Origin of the sequence: Legionella rowbothamii (assembly GCF_900639985.1) — a bacterium.
Taxonomy (GTDB): domain Bacteria; phylum Pseudomonadota; class Gammaproteobacteria; order Legionellales; family Legionellaceae; genus Legionella; species Legionella rowbothamii.
The window spans coordinates 1-18,151 of sequence record NZ_CAAAIM010000016.1 but is presented as its reverse complement, the minus strand read 5'-3'; the positions used below and the strand labels follow the sequence as shown (position 1 = coordinate 18,151).

Sequence of the window (18,151 nt, the reverse complement as noted above, 5' to 3'; positions counted from 1 at the left end):
TTCAAGGAGGATTAATCCTCCATTGTGTTCGTTGGTATTGTAAATACCTGCCCAAAACTTAAGATCTTGTAAGTGAGTCTTTTTTGCAACAGAGCCAATTTTTATTATGTCCAAGTGGCAATGGGGCCAGACCAGAACCGTCCCCATTATTGCTAATTCCGATAATTAATACTTCGATCCTTATCACTAGATAACTCCTCATAACAAGGCTCCCGCTCCTTGTCTTTTTCAATAGTAGCTTGAACGGGGGTTAGGACCACATGATTATCATTGCCTATATCAGGCGCAGCAGATATAGAGCTTGGTGGTGAGGAGGGGGAAAAATTCAGGCTGGACAATATTGATGCGGTTGAACATAAAGAAGAGTCCTTATCGGTTATAACTTCTGTGCTAGCTCGGCTAAGGTTTTTTTTAGGGCTAGGAAAAATAAAGTTTGATATTTTTTCTTTAATATTTTGCCAGGTATCCTGAATTAAATGAGGGACACCCAACAAACCCACATGCCCCTTACTCGTGGCGATTGTAGTTAATCCAGCGCCAAGGGTGATACCCACTGTAGCACCTATAAGTGCACCAATAGTAGCCCCTATAAGTGTTCCAACAATAGGTACAACACTGCCAACTAAAGCCCCAATGCCTGCGCCAACTCCACCACTTAGCCCCCCACCTATGGCCATATAAACACCAGAAGAAACAATATAAGACAATGCACCATTATCACCGTATTTAGTTCCGGTAAGGAGTGTGCGCAGAATTCCTTGGAAAGTTTTTGTTTCTTGTAAGCTCATATCTTTATCATATTTTAATTCTGAAATAGTATAGAAACGGAAATCAACACCCACTTCTTTTTCTTTTCCGGCAGCAGCAATGTAGAAATCAAGAAAATCCTGTTTATTTTTAAACAAATAAGCTCCATGATTAGAATCCATATATCTTATATCACCATTTTCCCGAACACTTAGATAACAAGCATGGGCATTTTTTGAGTCTCGTCTTGATAAATAGAGATCTTTCCCTTTATGTTGCTCAGCAAACTCTAAAATTTCTTTGGCTTGTTTTTCTTGGTCTGGACAAAAATGCTCCCTGGTAAGCCTCGAGTATTTTATAGTTGCCTGATCTTTTTCTCTATCAGCCTGAAATTTCTGATAATTATGAATTTCCTGATTTAAATCAATTTTTCTGCCTGGATTATCGTATGGCGATAAGGTTGGATTAGCCATGGAGTAAGTAAATCCAAGACATTCTCCAGCCGACATACCCATCTTATAAAGCTTCCCTTGTTTTATTTCAGCAATAAGATAGTCCGGTGATTGAAATTTTTCATATACCATCGATGGGGAATGGCTTTGACTGGGCGTTCCAGTTGCTGCATCTGGGGTGAGTTGGCTCTTGTTTGTTTTACTCTGTAGTTTCGCCTCAATAGTAGTCAAATCATCTGTTATATATTTTAAACAATCATAACTAAGGCTGTGTTTTTTTGTTTCAACGTATTCATTAATCGATTTAATATCGCTAGATAAGTTTTCATAATTGTTTTCTTGGATGCGTTTGGTAAAATTGTCTTTTAAGGTGTTTAAAAAAATCTGATCTGCAAAAGATGATTCATCATGTTTCATTTTCGCGGAACCAGAAATAAAATGTATTGCACGTTGCAATAATGGGAGCCCTCCAGAATTCAATTGATCTAATTGATTATTTATTAAATCAATACAAGCATACAAACTCATAAGAAACTGCCAGAAATAAATCTCTATGATTAAAATTATATCAGTAATAGATTAAGTCATCATTAAGTCATCTTTATCGAAAGGCACAGATTTTGGACGGGACAATTTTTAAAGCAATACTCCTAAAGCCAATAAAAGGTATCCTCAATCTAACTTTTTCTCTACTCTGTAAATTATTTAGAGGAAGAGGTTTTGTCGCAGAAAACCCTCATTATTTTTTGGCCCAATAACGATGATGTTAAGTGTCCTCGGCAATAGGCCCAAGCAGTCGTTTCAGGAATTGAGTTGCACCTGATGCTTAAAAAAGGGCAGATGAAAAATATGGGGCAGATCCCTGCAAGCAATTTTATGAACTTGCAGCTTAACCACACCCACAAATGGCTTTAACTGACTGAAAAATTTTCGACAGAACCCAGGACAGAGCAAAAAAATAACTTAACTGGACTGTATTATTTTACTTGACCACTTCACAGGTCACGAAGTTATTTAAACATTCCCTTCAACCGCCAGGAGAAAATTTGGTATCTTCTTCCGCCGCGGGCTCCTCATTTTTGGAGCGCTGAGAGATAAATAGCTTATATTCTTTAGCAACGCCATTTACAAATGTATCTGCATGAGTATTAAATAGCTCATTAGGCCACTTTTTTGTTGCCCACATAACTAGAACCCCAGGTAAAACACCAGTGGCTATCGTTGCAGCAACTACAGCAATCCCCAAAATGAAATTAGCAGAAGAGCGGGTGTTATCCCTTTTAATAGACGATAGATTATCCTTTTCATTTAATTTTTGATAAAAACTATCAATACAATCAAAAGATAGAGAATATTTACACTCTAGCTTTTCCTTTAACTCCTTTACTAAATCATAATTTTTATGTTCAGAGTTTAACGTAACCAGATAGGTTGTTGTTAGGTCTTGTAATCGTGCTCGAATTTTTTGGCATTCTGGTTCTGCCGCAACTTTCTTTAATTCCTGATTCACTTTCTCTATACGATCTGTGAGGTAAATGAAATACTTCTCTTCTGTATGATTGTTTTTGCCTAATAATAATCGATCCTCAAGCGAAGAGTTAAGATGTTTCAAGGAATATAAACAGCTTTCTAACGTATTTTTCACCTTTCCTGTCTGTATTGATGAGTTGTCCAATTCTCGCTTAACCTGTTCGATATTTTTTTTAACTGCAGCATCAAGCGCAGTATACAAAGACATTTTTTTATCGAATAACTCAGTTATACTTGCATTATCTAAGCATGTAGTTGCTTGTTTGATTGTTTCAGCGATTGCATTTTTCTCTTCTGGAGTTAGAGCAAGCTCTTGTACCTTTAATAATATCTGTGATAGGGATTGAATCTCTTGGGTTAAGGCCTTAAGTTTGTATTGTTCTATCTCTAAGGCTCGTTCTACACTTACAGGCTGGGTATTTTCACCTAAGATTGGATCGAGCAGTTCATCTAAACTAGCTTTTATATCGTAGCTTTGCATAACGATAGTTTTTAAATGTGGGTCATCTTTTTTTAATGCCATCATTTCTGCATGGTTAAAATCATGAAATCCATCCTCCCCATTTATTAATTTTAAGGTATTAAGGCAACCCTCTTTAACGATTGCGGTTATTTCATTTATCGAATGCCCATCTAACACCGAAGGCTTATCAAAAATCACTGGAGGTAGTCCTGCTTGCATGAGGCAGTAACACATCATGGTATTCACAAAAGTACGACTGTTTCCATCTGGAAAAGGATGAAGTTGTTCACAGCGCTGAATGTAATCCACTATGATGCGAATCACTTCATCTACATTCCTTTCATTTTTAACTGCTTCAAACTGCTTAATAAAGTTCTGGGTATAACCTTCCATTATCTGGGCGTAGTTATTGTCCTCTACATCTGAGTCCCCAGAAGTGTGAAAAAAACCGCCCCTAAAACGAAGATTGTTATAAAATTCATCTATTTCTTGGTCTGTATACGATTGATTAAGGCAGTCTTCTTTATTAACAAAGTCAAGTTCTCCGGAGTCAGGATTTAAAGTATAATGATAAGCGGTCTCTTGTGGATCGGCACTACGTTGTAACAATTGTTTTAAGCCTTCTTTAGACATATTATTTTGGCTCATTCCAAAACCTGCTGAACCATCCATGCAACCTGCATTCATTACATCGTAAAATCCGTCATTTTTATGCATAATCCGAAAATGAATTTTTTTAAGCAATTCGTTAGGAATCTCCAATGGCTTCTGCCCTTGACCGATACCATGTTGAATAGAGGCTAGTAGACCTTGTAGCGCTTTCAGTATTTCATTTTCATTCTGCCTTGCGCCATCCTCAGTTTCATAACGCCTATCATAACGCATCGGTCCTACCTCATGTTTCAGTTTGACCCCATCCACATACAGACGATATAGTTGTTCTGTAGGGATATTTCTAAGATGTGATAAGCCTTGTTGAAAATTACCGAGCTGTAATTTAGGTTCTGTATTTTGAGGTTGAGGTGTCATATTTTATGTCTCTGTCAAATAAGTAAAAAGTTACCTTAAGAATAAATGCAGCTTACTTCCCAGTGTTTGATTATCACCCTTATTGGACAAATTTTAGCATGCATGGTTGTTATTTTCTATGTGCTTTTAAAAAAATAATTTAAGCGAAAAAAGATCGTATTGGCCCGGAATTGGGCAGCATCAAATTAACTTTTGCATTAGACTATATTTTATTTTCAGGAAGATCGTGATGTTTAGAACGGAAACCGAAAAGATACCGTTACCCATTGGAGCTGATAAGCATTGCGGTATGGAGTTATCATCGGTTTAATGACAGTTACCGCGATGTATCGGGCGCTTATTGTATCGAGAGAATGACGTGAGTTATGAAACGATACGTCAATGGTGCCTTAAATTTGGCGGTTATTCTAAACACGTGATTAAGAAGAGAATGTTCAGACCATCGGATAGATGGCACCTGGATGAGCAGCAACTGCGCGCATTGGAGGAGCGACTTATTATCTATGGCGTGCCGTGGATGAGGAGGGTTATAAGCTGGATATATTTCTGCAAAAGCGACGTAATAAAAAGGCGGCCTTCCGTTTCCTGTCTCGTCTATTGAACACCTATCCAAAACCACGGGCTATCATACCAGACAAGCTAAGGAGCTACTCAAAACCGATTCGCCAGATGTGTCAAGGCACGCAGCATCGCTCGCATAAAGGGCTCAATAACCGAGTGGAAAATGCCCATCAGCCCATGCGCAGAAAAGAAAAATGCCTCATCCGTTCTAAATCGCCCGCAGGGGCGCAGAGCGTCATAGTACTCATGGGGAGCACCAAGAATCTCTTTGCAGTCAACGTAAGCGCTATACCAACACAGCTCATCAACGAAGAATTCAATTTCAGAAGGCTAAAGAAATTTGGCAAGGCGCAGCCTCTGAGATTCTTTACGCCAAAACTCGACAAGTCTACTTTTTGCAGGTTAAAAAGTTTAGTTGATGGTGCGATGACGATGCCATTTTTTTTATCAAGGAATAAACCCGCCTTTTAATGAAAAAAATTTGTTCTATTGATAGAATATAGGTGCATATCTTTTGAAAGTAGATTATTCATGCCTCATCAAATTTTTAATGATTCATTTATGCGTCCTGACATCCAAGATGCAACCCCTGGTTTTTCTGTCATTTATGGTGAAGAACCATTATATTTTTCCCGTGATTATCAAATAGATATCAAAGCACAATTAGAAGATTTTCAAGAAAGCACTGATTTTAGCGCCTTTAAAAACCAGTACAATAAATTATTGTGTACCCTGGAAGCTTGGTGTCATGAGCATAACTGTTGTGTAATGCTCAATGATGAGCTTGCACGGCATGAAGAAAAACACCCTGCATTTGAACTCTTTAGAAAATATTTATTTGACCAAAACAACTATTATGAAAAGAGCGAGGAAATATTCTTTAATGAAGGGAAAAAAAATCTAGAAGAATTAGTGCTCTTATTGAAAAACGAGCAAATTTTTCTTGATGAAAAAACAAAGATTCTCACGGAATTACAAATAGGCTTAAGTGTGTGTGCAGATGGAATCCAAACCAACATTCAAAATGCAAAAAATGCTCTAAAAGCCTGCACAGGCATCAATGAGACCATACAGCAGATAAAAACAGAATTCATTCAACAAAATACCCTTCCCTACATTCAAGATCGATTTGGGGATGAGGATGATTTTGAATCTTTTGAAATTCACTATACAAATACTTTTTGTAATGAGGTAGCCCAAGACTTTGGATTATCGGAACAAGAAGACAGCTACATTAGCGGCATTGAGAAAGATATTTCTCCCTCAGTGTTCTTTTATCACAAAAAAATGTTGCAGGAGGAGTTCGCACCCCGTCCGATGCTTGAGCTTTTGCTCATCAAACTTCGAAGTGAATGGAGCGCTCTGCATGCCAAGCTGAGTGAAAAAATGAATGCGCTTAGAACGAATATCTCCTCAGTAAATAGCTCTGAAATTGGCCAAGATAACAATAATAATTCCCTATATGCCGAAGAAAGCACCTTGATCAGCAATGTACTGGAGCAATGGAATCAAAAATATGGAGCTTTAATTACCCTGGGCTTTTATGATTTCGTTGAGCTGGATGATACAAACTACACCATTTCTATTCTTAAGTTATCGACCCTAAATGAGAACTTAGAACCCAAAATCATCAAAAGGTTTAGTGAAAAGTATATTGAACCAAATAATCGGTTCAGCTTACATATTACGCCCGATCTTATACTTCGTTTTCATAATGGTCTGCTTTGGGCTGAAAACGACCAGCAGCCTGAGTTACTAACCCTAGAACACATTGAAAGTATTAACACAGAGCGCTTATCCCATGACGATAAAACTCATTACTGCCAAATACTGGAGCAGTTATTCCAACAGTTTCCAAAGCAACAAGACAAAGTCTTAAATATATTAACCCCTTTAGATGAACAATTTATTAAACTAATCTGGGACATGAGATTAATTCACTGCATCATGGGTTTAAACCGTATACAACGCGGAGAGTTTCTAAAACGTTACTTCCAAGAAGACCAAACTGGTTTACAAGATCTAATAAGCCGTTATCCACAGAAACTATTAGAGCATTTATATTCCAGACCAAACCCAATAGTATCCCATAGCTTTATGAACTCCATATTAAATTTAAGCGGTGATTTTGAAGAAATAGGAATAACAACCCTACTCGGATATGCCGCACATGCCCAGTGTTGGAATCTTATTCATGATTTTGCGGAGCAAGAATGGCTTACACAAGAAAACCTCTTAGCGCCCACTCATTATCTAGGTCATCGGTACGTTAATGTATTATGGGCTATCATTGCCGCAGAAAAATGGGAGCTATTTGATGAACTGCAGGATTCCGAGCTAATCACCTTAGAACAACTCAAGGATTCGCCGTCAAATGAAGACAGTGAATATTATGGGTGTAATGCGCTATTCCTATTGTGTATTAATGAACAATGGGAAGCCATCGAAGAACTTTTAGACCGAGAAGAAATTACCATCGAATTATTAGAACCGATAAGACAGAACGGAGTAGATCAAGGAATAAATATTTTACTCCTTTTAGTATGCAAGAAACAATGGGAATTAATTGACATTCTTTTAGAGCAAGACTTAATTACACCATCGATGCTGGAGGTTTCGCCGCTTCAAGGCAAATACCAAGGAGTAAATGTACTGAGCCTACTCTGCTGGTACCGAGAAATGGATTTATTTAATCATCTGCTAGAGGAACAGTTAATTACAACCCCCATGTTAGCATCTACGGTTATGAGCCCTGAGATGCAAAGTCTACAAGGTATGAATGTGCTGTCTTTACTAATCAAAAACAAAGAGTGGAATATACTTGAAAAATTATTCAGGCAGGAAGAATTAATTACCTCAGAACTACTCAGGGCTACACAGTTTTCCGGATCTGCTAAACGATTCAATATATTATGGGTTTTGGCAGCAGCCAAACAAGAAAAATTAATTAACATTCTTTCACAAAAACAATTAATTACCCCAGATATGCTGGGCGCTTTATCTGTGGGAAATCATGAAGTAACGCCCTTGCCTTATTGGTTAGCTTGCATTCAGCGCTGGGGGATGCTTAAAGCATTATTTAACCAGGAAGGATTAATGACTACGGAGCTACTCGAATTTAGAACGAAAAACCCCATATTGCCGGAAACTAGTTTATTGTGGATTTTAGTGAAAAATCAACAATGGGATTTAGTTGATATTTTGTTAAAAAAACAATTAATTACGACGTCCATGCTGGCTGCGATACCTCGCACAACAACCCCTTTTAATGGTACGGAAGAGAAAGAGTCGATACTTTATCTATTAGGCAATTATCAGCAATGGGAGATTCTTAAAAGACTATTCAATCAGAACGAATTAATCACTACAGAGCTTCTCTCTCCTATCGTCTCCTCAGGACTCAATCAAGGCATCAATTTATTATTGCTTTTAACATACAATCAACAATGGGAGTTAATTAACACGCTGTTGCAGAAACAATTAATTACTTCACAGATGCTGGCAGAAACACCTAGAGTAGGTGGCTGTAGCGGGGTTAATACCCTTTATCTACTCTGTGTTTACCAACAATGGGATTTAATTAACGCTCTTTTACAGCAGCAGTTAATCACCTCCGACATTGTAGCAGCACGACCGACAGAAGGTGATTATCAAAACTATAGTTTGGAGGATCTCTTAAATAATTTCCAACAAGAGGCTTTAATTGAAGCTTTTGCACAACAAAATCTGCTCGCTGAAGAGCAAGACACATTCCTCCCGCAGGAAAGTTATTTAAGCAGGTACAACTTATTTAATGTAACCGATAATAAGGAGCGAAAACGTAAAAATACGGACGAACAGTATGAAAATCCTTATGAATCCAGCATCAAAAAACGTAAGTAAAGGGAACCGGGTTGCTAACGACATCATCTTATACACATCTCTGCCGTTGGCTCCGTCAACTTAACTTTTTATTACGTAAGAAAAGAGCGCAAGCGTGTCGCTACCTCGTTAAAAATTCTGGGGCATACTAGTCCCCATAATTCACTCGCCAACGCGACAGGTTAAAGGCCGCGACCGTCCTGTATCCGGCTCGTTTGCTCTGGACGAGTAAAGCGGAAGCCAGCCTGCACCAATGACTCTACGGCTGCATAAAGATTTACTCCGCATCCCTTCGGGCTGTCTACGTAAATCCTCCAGCATATTCCGAAACAGCAACAAGTGCATCTGCAACACCATAAACTGAACTTATCTCAACACCCTTCTTACTGATTTTTAATATTAATATCAACACACCTTTTTTATCAGTTTTAATCTTTAGTTCTACGCCTAGATATAGATTAGCTGCTTTGATAATTACTGAAGGCATGCCTTGATGGATTTATTGTAAAGAGCGATAAAAATAGTTGATTTGATAGTGCTTGGTAAAGTTATCATGGTTATCTTTGATAGTATTTGCAGAAATCTCGGTCTAGCTTAAACGTTACTTTAAGGCACCTTGTGTTGAATGAATGTTTTAATTAAGCCAGAAAATATGAATATTGTTCAACCTCTCAATAAAAAAAGATAAAAGTGATATATTAAAAAATGATTATAAATCCTCTCGATAAGACGGAGATTGTATGCATTCGATAGAAGTTGTGTTAATTATGCTACTTTCAGTAATTGCTAGTAGTTATATTGTTAGAATGTTGCCGTTTTCATTGCCTGAACCTTTAGTACAGATAACACTTGGCATCACCATTGCCAGCATCACTGAACAAGAAGTTACACTGGACCCGAATGTCTTTTTCCTTTTATTTCTGCCTCCATTATTGTTTTTAGATGGATGGCGAATTCCCAAAGAAGGCTTGTTTCGTGATCGAACCATGATCTTGGCCCTAGCTTTAGGACTGGTTTTGTTGACTGTAATTGGAATTGGCTTATTAATTCACTGGATGATTCCGACAATGCCTTTAGCAATAGCTTTTGCACTAGCAGCTATTGTGTCACCAACTGATCCGGTTGCGGTTGGTGCAATTGCAGCACGTGTCCCTATTCCAAAGCGCCTTATGCATATCCTTGAAGGTGAATCTCTTCTCAACGACGCCTCTGGTCTTGTATGTTTTCGTTTTGCGGTAGCTGCTGCAATGACAGGCACATTCTCACCCGTGTCAGCTTCACTGACATTCCTTTGGGTAGCCTTAGCGGGATTGTTTATAGGAGTCGGGGTTACTTGGGGAATCAGCTTGACTCAGCGGGGACTGGCATTAAAAATCGGTGAAGATAGTGGCTCGGCTATTCTCATTAATTTACTGATACCTTTTGCTGCGTATCTCATTGCTGAAGAAGTACACGCATCAGGTATTCTAGCAGCAGTTTCAGCGGGCATTACTATGAGCTATGTCGAACTCAGTGGGCGTGCACTTGCTGCCACCCGTATTCAACGAACAACTGTATGGAATACAGTACAGTTTTCACTCAATGGCATTGTGTTTGTATTATTGGGTGAGCAATTTCCCGAAATTATAAGTTCAGCTGTTTCAACAGTACAACAAACGAATCATAAAGAAGCAGGATTTTTAATTGTTTATGCATTAGCTATAAATATTGGTTTGGCAACGCTCCGATTTGTGTGGGTTTGGGGGGCATTTCGGTTATGGATGTGGCGCTCACAGCGTCGCGGCAAGATAGGGACGAAGTATGCACATTGGCGCCTAGTCGCCGCAGCATCTCTTGCGGGAGTTCGAGGGGCAATAACATTAGCTGGTATTATGACCTTGCCGTTGGTAATGCCTGATGGGACGCCATTCCCAGATCGAGCACTAGCAATTTTTTTGGCCATGGCAGTAATTCTAATGTCGTTATTGGCTGCCAGCCTCGCTCTTCCCTGGTTGCTAAAAGGATTAGAATTACCCACTGATGACAAAGAGGTGCGGGAAGAAGATTTAGCACGATACGAATCAGCACAGGCTGCAATAATGGCGATTGAACAAAAGCAGCATGACTTAGTGACTAACGCGGCGACCGATGCTGAACTTTATTCCAGCGCTGCGTTACGAGCAATAGCTGTATATCAGCGGCGCATGGAAAGTATGGATGCTGAAGTGGATACACTGCGAAAGGCGGACAAAGCAGAACGTGAGCTGTGGCGAACAGGATTGAAGGCAGAACGTAATCATATTTTTCTTATGGCAAGGAAGCGTAAGATTTCGGATGCAACATCCCGCCGACTTGTAAGAGAAATTGATTTGATAGAGGCCCGCCTTGGAGAGGCAAGCAAAAGCGAGCATAAAAGATAAACAAATTTGTAGAAGCAAAGTATATACATATGTCTTTAATTACCACGATTCTAACGGTCTGGCCTCCATATACGCAAATACCTCCAATCCACACTAAAAATACGGGCTCATCACCAAGACTATTTGCCACTACCGAAGCGATTGAATTTCCTATGATCGAGGAAAAAGCGGAAGCAGCAATTCTATAGAAAGAGGTCTAGAAATAGATATACCAAGACCTCTTACTAATGCAGTATTGTTAATTACTAATTACTCTCTATGAACATCTTTTCAAAGGAAAGGAATTGTCGTTAATCAAAAATGGCTCAGAAATACCAATGTTTGCAGGTATATTTTCGGCTTTCTTTCCAGCATCGCGAGATAAAAATAAAGTCTATAGTACAAATTGAACTTGACGCTGCCCCTGAAAACACTTACAGCCAATTATAGCTTGTGTATAAAACCTCTAGCAAAAAGACCTCACTGAACATCATTTAATGACTCTGATAGTGGCTAAGACCATGCCTCAGTCCAACAACCTTTTTCTTAGGAAATCATCAACTATGGGGCTAATAGTAGCCCCGTATTAATAACGCTTCAAGATTAGTGCCTTGGCGTTGTCCGAGGCTGTTGCTGCTCTGGCATTAGATCTGCGGGACTCTGATTCAAAGAGGGCGATGAAAAAAATACCATCTTTGAGCTGAATACGCTGACTTTTGGCACAAGAACCTCCTGTTGATTTAGTTCTTGATTTAAAATTTCTTTAAAAGACGCGTCATTATCTTTATATGCATCACTATGAAAATAAATAGGTGTTGGTTTATTAGCATTCTCCGAAAGAGAATATTCAACACTACTACAGGCTTGCTGTTGCATCTTCTCTTCCACTGATATTAAAGAGGTCGGTATCTCTTCAATACGATTGGGACGTCTGAATAAATAAATTATCTCTGAAGATGTCTTTGGTCCTCCTTTAGGATAATAAACTCCTTCACGCCAAACCTTCATTTGCATGCTGGCATTATTAATACCATCGTTAATTAGTTCTAATGTATCTAACAAGAGCTGTTTTTCCTTAAAATGTAATCCAAAAACACCTCCAGCAGTAAGGATATTAAAGTTTATTTGCAGTAACGGTTTTAAAAAAAGTCTCTTATATTCGTCCTTTGTGCTATAAAGCTTCCAGGCTTGAGCATTTTCATTACTTCCATTGAGGCCATATTTTTCTTGAGCGTCAAAAAATGGAGGGGAGGTAAATCCAAATGGAGAATAACCTCCAATGCGTTTGACTATCTCATTTGAATTCACCGTTTCGATTCCTTGCTGATACAATTTTGCATTAAAATCAGGGTTATATTTTGGTTTTAAATCCGCTATAAGCTCATTCCCTGCAGTAATCACTTTAGGGTTGGGGTCGAAACCAACATAACCCTTAAATGCTTTCCCGTTGTTACAAAGAATGGCTGCCGTTAATCTATCTAGCCACCCTATAGATGAATCGAAAAAATTGATTGCTGTATTTGCACTAATAATATTTTCTTGGACCAGATAATTGTATATATCAATTACCGCGGTAGGCCTAAAATGGGTAGGTGGGGATCTGCGATTAATTTGAGATTGGATATGCTTACTTTCAAATGTGTCAGGCTTGCTCTTCCCCAGAAACTTATCAATTGCAGGAAAAATCGACATATGTAAATGGCGATCGTCATTCCAAGTCTCCTGATTTGATTTATTCATTTTTTTTCGGGTGTTAGATATCTCATGGATGATAAAACGATCAGAAATCGCACTTCCGCTCTTTCCGCTAAAACGTAAGGAAAATGTGTTATTTTCTGTGGGGACAGTGTGGCGATAATTCAGAATTTTTTCCACCGCAGCTGAATATGTTTTGCCAGTATAGTCCTCCATATTAATTAAAGGAATGTTATATTCTCTAATAGCTTCAACTACTGGGATAGAAAAAACACGGATGAAAAGTTTTAATATTAATATTTTTCTATTCTCATCTTTCGGCAATAGCATAGGCTTTACCGTTTTTTCAAATTTTTTAAAATATTCATTAATCGTATCCCTAGAGATATATACTTTATTGTCTGCAACGAGTTCAACCTTATCTATATCAAGAATTCGTTGAATGGCTGAAATAAATTTCTCTTTTTTTGTATGTTTAATTTTGTAAGCAGATAGATTGTATCCTTTAGCACCATTGGATAATTTTTTTAATAGATCGGTTGTCCCTATATCGTTTAGAATACTTATAAGATCTAGACTCTCTTTATCAGGAAGTGTAGTTTCTTTCACCGCCTTTGGAGCACAGGCCTTAGCTGAAGTTGAGTCGCTATGCTGTGCATGGCTAACCAAGATTGAAGCTTGGCTATTTTCCTGGACGACTGGAATTGCGGTTTCTTGGGTCTGAGTTAGAGGGGGCCGAGAAATTCCGGCGCTTAAAGAGGGAATTGGGGCAGAATACTTGCTTTGATTTAAGAAAAGAAACACTTCACCTGCGAATGTTAAAGGGGGTTTAGGAAAGGTGGTATTATGTTTGTTTTTTTTCGTCGGCATACTTGGCGGTGTTGATGACTCAGATTTTAAACGTTTTTTTGTATTTGGTTTATCTAAGCTTGGCGAATGCGGTAATTCAGAATTGTTGCTTTTAATTTCAGACACTTTAAAACTCTCTTTGTTATAGATTTGCAAGTCGAACCGTCAAGAAGAATATCGAAAGATAAAACCATTTTTATTAAATCATCGACATTTGGTCTATATTAAATAGATGGTGAGCAAACTCGACCCATAATGGTGCCAAATTATACTGTGGAAATTAAGTTCAATCAACCTGTATTGCATAATAAATTTCCTCCAGATCCTACGGTGTCCGACCAAATTTGGGTCATTTTTACTGACCAAAGCCAATTTGATTATTTCTTACAAAAGAGAGTTTTTGCTGATATCAATAGACAAAGTCAGTCGCCGAATCTATATCTCGTGGAGAGTTGTAGTTTGCATTACTCCAACTCAGGAGACAGGGAGCAATTATTGTCTTTACCTATCCAGACCGAAACTGCCTATGTTTCATTCCAGGAGAGGAAGATATTTTTTATCCGATTAAAAAGATAATCACGTTGTTTGTGTAGAGGATTGTCTCAACCAGCTTGCAAGATTACTTTCCTAAAGAAGATAGTCCTGAACCGATCACAGACTCTGCTGCAATGCAGAGGGTCGTTTTAAAGTTTACTGAATATGAAACATCAAAATTACACCATCCGCGATATATAAAAAATGAAAAGAACACTACTTATTTACATGAGGCGGTGCTTTTGCAGCGAGCAGATATGGTCCAAATACTTTTAGCGGATGGGGCAAAGACGGATTTTCGGGCTACTTATCGGATTTTTCCGGACAATCAATGCATTGAGATTACTGCACAAGAATTAGCTTCGTATTTAAATTATTCGGAGATTGAAGATCATTTGATGTCAATTTCACCTGGAAATAAGAGTTTCTAGGCACAAAGCCCGGAACAAAAATTTTTTAAGAGCTAATAAGGCATCGTCAAATTACCTTATGTTAACGCAAGAAAGAGTGTCTGTTGAGTTTTTAGGCGCAATGAATATCAGTGACAGGCCCCTTTCTTTGGCGTTATGTCTGCTGTGATGCCGATTTGGTGTGTACTGGCCAACGGAAACTACAAAGAGATTTCTCCCCCCCCCAGCCGGAATCCCCGTAAAAAAGGGTCATGTTCAATTTTTAATCCCTATTAATACCAAACTGTAATGGCATTGTCTGTCGTGACTTGGACAAATCAAAAACACCATAGAGGTTAAAATTCTCCCTAAAATACGCCGATAAAATCGATAAATCATCTTTACTATACTTAACTTTTTCAGCGGAAGCTCATTTAGTACATTGGTTGTGTTGGTATAATTCGCATTATCAAGCGAATTGTTATTAATAATTAAACTTCCTCCAGTAGCTGCGCTATATCCGATACCGCTAGCAGCACTACATCCACTATTGTCGATTGTTGGATTTAGCATGGTCTGGGTGCCACTTGTAATAGAAATGTTGACGCAGGAAGCCTGTAATCCTGGGCAATATAGTCCACTTAAAATAGGCAACATCATAAATTTGCTGCTCATCCTTGTGCTCGAAAAATGAATCCATTACTCTCTTTCATGTACTTAACTCTCCTTAGTCGATAAAAAATTGCATTCTCTTATTGATTCATCCCGAACTATATTCTTGTAAGCCGAATAGCGAATAGATAGATGTTAGGGCTTGCCCACAGAATCGGTCCTGCTCACTTAGTTGCGAATCCCCCCAAAAGATGAGCACTCAACAAGTTTAAATGCATTAAATGAACTAATATACGCCTTCATTTTCGGATATAGATTACAGGGTGTCCTATGAAAAACCCAAAAAAGTGATCTATCTGAGTTGAGCTCCCACAGAGGGAGCATATTTTTATAAAAAAATGGGGTATCGTTTAATAGGCAAGATTCCAAAATGGTTTTGCAAACGTGTATCCTCAAAATTTCCATTTTGGAATAAATTAATTTCAAAATGAACGCATTCTCAATTTAAAGCAATCTTGATAAAATTTGTACAACATGAGTTTGATTAAGATTAATTTAATTCAGTATATAACTTTTGTTCACTAACTAGGTTAAGTCTTAACTTCATAAACTAGTTTACAGAGACATTTAATTTAATAAATAAACATTCATCAAAAGAGGTCGTGCTTGCATTTGTTCAGGCCTCTTTAAAAGCCTTGATAAGTTGATGATGGGATTATGGGTAGCGGTTGCAGGGTATCTATTAGTTTAGCGCCTACTGGCGTAGGCGCATTAGCTGCTTTGAAACAATCCTATTATCAGCTGAGGGGCACTGGAGGACGATCGGTTAATTGAAACATTTAAACAAACAATCTAGGGCACGAAAGCCATGAACTGATTCTGGTCGTGGCTTTGCAGCAATCTGATAAAACTGCTTCCAGGTAGGTATATTGCGAGCACGCGGCAACTGTCCTCATTAGATTTTTAGCTCAACTTTTCAGCACACTAAAACCATCCTCTTATTGGTATGTTTTAGTGTCAGCCATATTCTTTTTTTGCGGCATATGTTTCAACGATATACAACATTTTTTATTTAAACTAAGGATACTTATGCTTCCTATACTTTATCACGATATTCACACCAGCCAAGAAGAGCTGATGTTACACCAAGACTTAATTCTAGCTATAGCATCAGGGGAAAAAACTCAAACCAAACAATTAGTCAATATGACTTACCTCGGTAAGCCAGTGTATCGAGCCAAAATCAATGACAAATATCGCTTAGTTTATACCCATGAAGAGTATGAAGAAAAAAAAACGCTCATGATCTTAACCGTGATGGAAGACCATGACTATAATAAATTAAGGCGTTTGCTTGCCCATTCACAAGGTGGACATGAGGCTTTTCTAGAGCTTGAAGCTGAACCGGAAACCGCACCCGTGTTAAACCCCAATAAAGAGCAATTAAACTGGAAGCCAGCAGTTTCTTACATGACTAAAATTTTGTTGCTCGATGAAAGCCAACAAATCGCGCGAAAAGTTCCTGCGCCAGTTATTTTTATGGGCGCCCCTGGTTCAGGAAAAACGAGTTTAGTTTATACTCAGATGCTACGCTATTTGAATTCAGAAATGGAGAGAGAACAAGCCAGCTCCTCGAGTCCGCCTAAAGTACTATTTCTTAGTCCATCCGCCGGCTTAGTTGATAAGCATGAAAAACAATATAAACAGGAGATGCCCTATGCTCCTGATTTAGTGATTTTTAGAACTTGGGAAAATTTATTGCAAAATGCCTACCCCCACTGCTCGTTAGTAAAGGGGGCCGAATTTGCTGACTGGTTAAAAAAGCAGGGGTGCACTTACCCTAGTAAAAATGTTCATTATGAATTTAGTTTAATGACCGCATTAGGCACCCCTAAATACTTGACGCTTGGAAAACGCCAATGCCATTATTCTGGAGATAAAGCCAAGCAAGGTCAATTANATGCAAGCATCTATTTGGATGAAGCGCAAAATCTACCCCCCGTTGCTCTTAGGTCTTTGATACCTTTGGCATTAAACCATCATCTAGTAAGTGCTTTAGATAGTGATCAATGCTTGTTTTCTTCGCCTTACATTCAAAATTGCTTTGAAACTCTGTTGCATATTCATTGTGGGAACTATTCTGAAGAAATTCTTACTCAAGACTGGCGTAGTCCCCCTGAAATCACTGCTTTAGGAAACCGGATAAATGAAACAAAGCATAAGCTGGATGCCGATCGAAAAAAAAGAGCTTATAAAAACGTCCAATCCGCATTGACTACTAAAGGAAGAATTAGTTGGATCAACGCTCAATCCTTCCAAGAAATCGGCGATACTTATGGTGCATTAGCAGGTACAGCCGTTATTGTCTTTACATCAGATGAGGAAGTCATTGCTGAGGTTCAAAAAAAACTTAAATGCATCAATGTTCTAACTCCCGCTCAAGCGATAGGCTTAGATTATGATACGGTGATTCTTTGGAATCCCTTTAGTCATGCCCCTGAAATCACTCAATTAGATCCCTCTATAAAACAAGAATACTCCATAGAACAATGGAATGCGCTTAATACACTTTATGTAGCTATTAAACGCGCTCAACAGCGTTTATTTATTTACGAAGAACAGAAACGCTGGATGCAATCGGAGATTGTAGAACTCCTTTTAGGGGTACATCCCATGAATGAACTTCATACCTCAGAACTAAAATCGACCACTCCTGAGCAAGAAGAACTCAAATGGCTCGCCCAAGAAAAATACCACCGAGAAGAAGGAAATATTAACCAGGCGGCTGCGATTAGAGTCCATCATTTACCTACATCCCCTACTCATCCATTACCCGTTGAAAGCCCATCTCCCGAAAGAAGAATAATAAAGCAACCAAAAAAAGCAACTTCCTCCTTTACCCTGGACAGGGACAAAGAGTCCGTTAAGAAATTGTTGCAACGAATTCAGGGCAAGGATTGGAGCGCTATAAAATTATTAATCCAGCATGATAAAGCAGAATATTATTTGTACGATGTTCCCCCAGAGCAAATGAATCTCTCTAAGGAACAT

At 38.5% G+C, this 18,151-nt stretch carries 10 protein-coding genes; 5 read left to right on the top strand and 5 right to left on the bottom strand.

Annotation, left to right across the window (positions count from 1 at the left end; all coding sequences use genetic code 11):
• Nucleotides 1-152: 152 nt before the first annotated feature.
• Entirely contained in the window at nt 153-1,727 is a 1,575-nt protein-coding gene (locus tag E1P08_RS16300) for a hypothetical protein (RefSeq protein WP_133138031.1), read from the bottom strand.
• Nucleotides 1,728-2,226: 499 nt separating this feature from the next.
• Complete coding sequence (locus E1P08_RS16295) at nt 2,227-4,221, bottom strand: Fic family protein (RefSeq protein WP_133138030.1); 1,995 nt, start codon at nt 4,219-4,221, stop codon at nt 2,227-2,229.
• A gap of 513 nt (nt 4,222-4,734) precedes the next feature.
• Here E1P08_RS16295 and E1P08_RS16290 point away from each other — a divergent pair.
• Both E1P08_RS16290 and E1P08_RS16285 read left to right on the top strand, forming a co-directional pair.
• Nucleotides 4,735-5,253, top strand: a complete 519-nt coding sequence (locus E1P08_RS16290; RefSeq protein WP_165485220.1) for a DDE-type integrase/transposase/recombinase — start codon at nt 4,735-4,737, stop codon at nt 5,251-5,253.
• Between the two features lie 60 nt (nt 5,254-5,313).
• Nucleotides 5,314-8,664, top strand: coding sequence for a hypothetical protein (locus E1P08_RS16285; protein ID WP_133138028.1), 3,351 nt, complete (start codon nt 5,314-5,316; stop codon nt 8,662-8,664).
• A gap of 280 nt (nt 8,665-8,944) precedes the next feature.
• Here the strand turns inward: E1P08_RS16285 and E1P08_RS16280 are convergent, their stop codons facing one another.
• Complete coding sequence (locus E1P08_RS16280; protein ID WP_133138027.1) at nt 8,945-9,130, bottom strand: hypothetical protein; 186 nt, start codon at nt 9,128-9,130, stop codon at nt 8,945-8,947.
• Between the two features lie 253 nt (nt 9,131-9,383).
• On the opposite strand from E1P08_RS16280, the gene E1P08_RS16275 reads away from it, so the two are divergent.
• Nucleotides 9,384-11,042, top strand: a complete 1,659-nt coding sequence (locus E1P08_RS16275; RefSeq protein WP_133138026.1) for a Na+/H+ antiporter — start codon at nt 9,384-9,386, stop codon at nt 11,040-11,042.
• Nucleotides 11,043-11,071: 29 nt separating this feature from the next.
• Entirely contained in the window at nt 11,072-11,230 is a 159-nt protein-coding gene (locus tag E1P08_RS17275) for a hypothetical protein (RefSeq protein WP_165485219.1), read from the top strand.
• Nucleotides 11,231-11,624: 394 nt separating this feature from the next.
• Here E1P08_RS17275 and E1P08_RS16270 read toward each other — a convergent pair whose 3' ends face one another.
• Nucleotides 11,625-13,691: a hypothetical protein gene (locus tag E1P08_RS16270; protein ID WP_133138025.1), complete on the bottom strand. Its 2,067-nt coding sequence runs from the start codon at nt 13,689-13,691 to the stop codon at nt 11,625-11,627.
• A gap of 485 nt (nt 13,692-14,176) precedes the next feature.
• On the opposite strand from E1P08_RS16270, the gene E1P08_RS16265 reads away from it, so the two are divergent.
• Nucleotides 14,177-14,530: an ankyrin repeat domain-containing protein gene (locus E1P08_RS16265; RefSeq protein ID WP_133138024.1), complete on the top strand. Its 354-nt coding sequence runs from the start codon at nt 14,177-14,179 to the stop codon at nt 14,528-14,530.
• A 234-nt stretch (nt 14,531-14,764) separates the two neighbouring features.
• On the opposite strand, the gene E1P08_RS16260 is transcribed toward E1P08_RS16265, so the two are convergent.
• Nucleotides 14,765-15,163: a hypothetical protein gene (locus E1P08_RS16260; protein WP_133138023.1), complete on the bottom strand. Its 399-nt coding sequence runs from the start codon at nt 15,161-15,163 to the stop codon at nt 14,765-14,767.
• Nucleotides 15,164-18,151 lie beyond the last annotated feature (2,988 nt).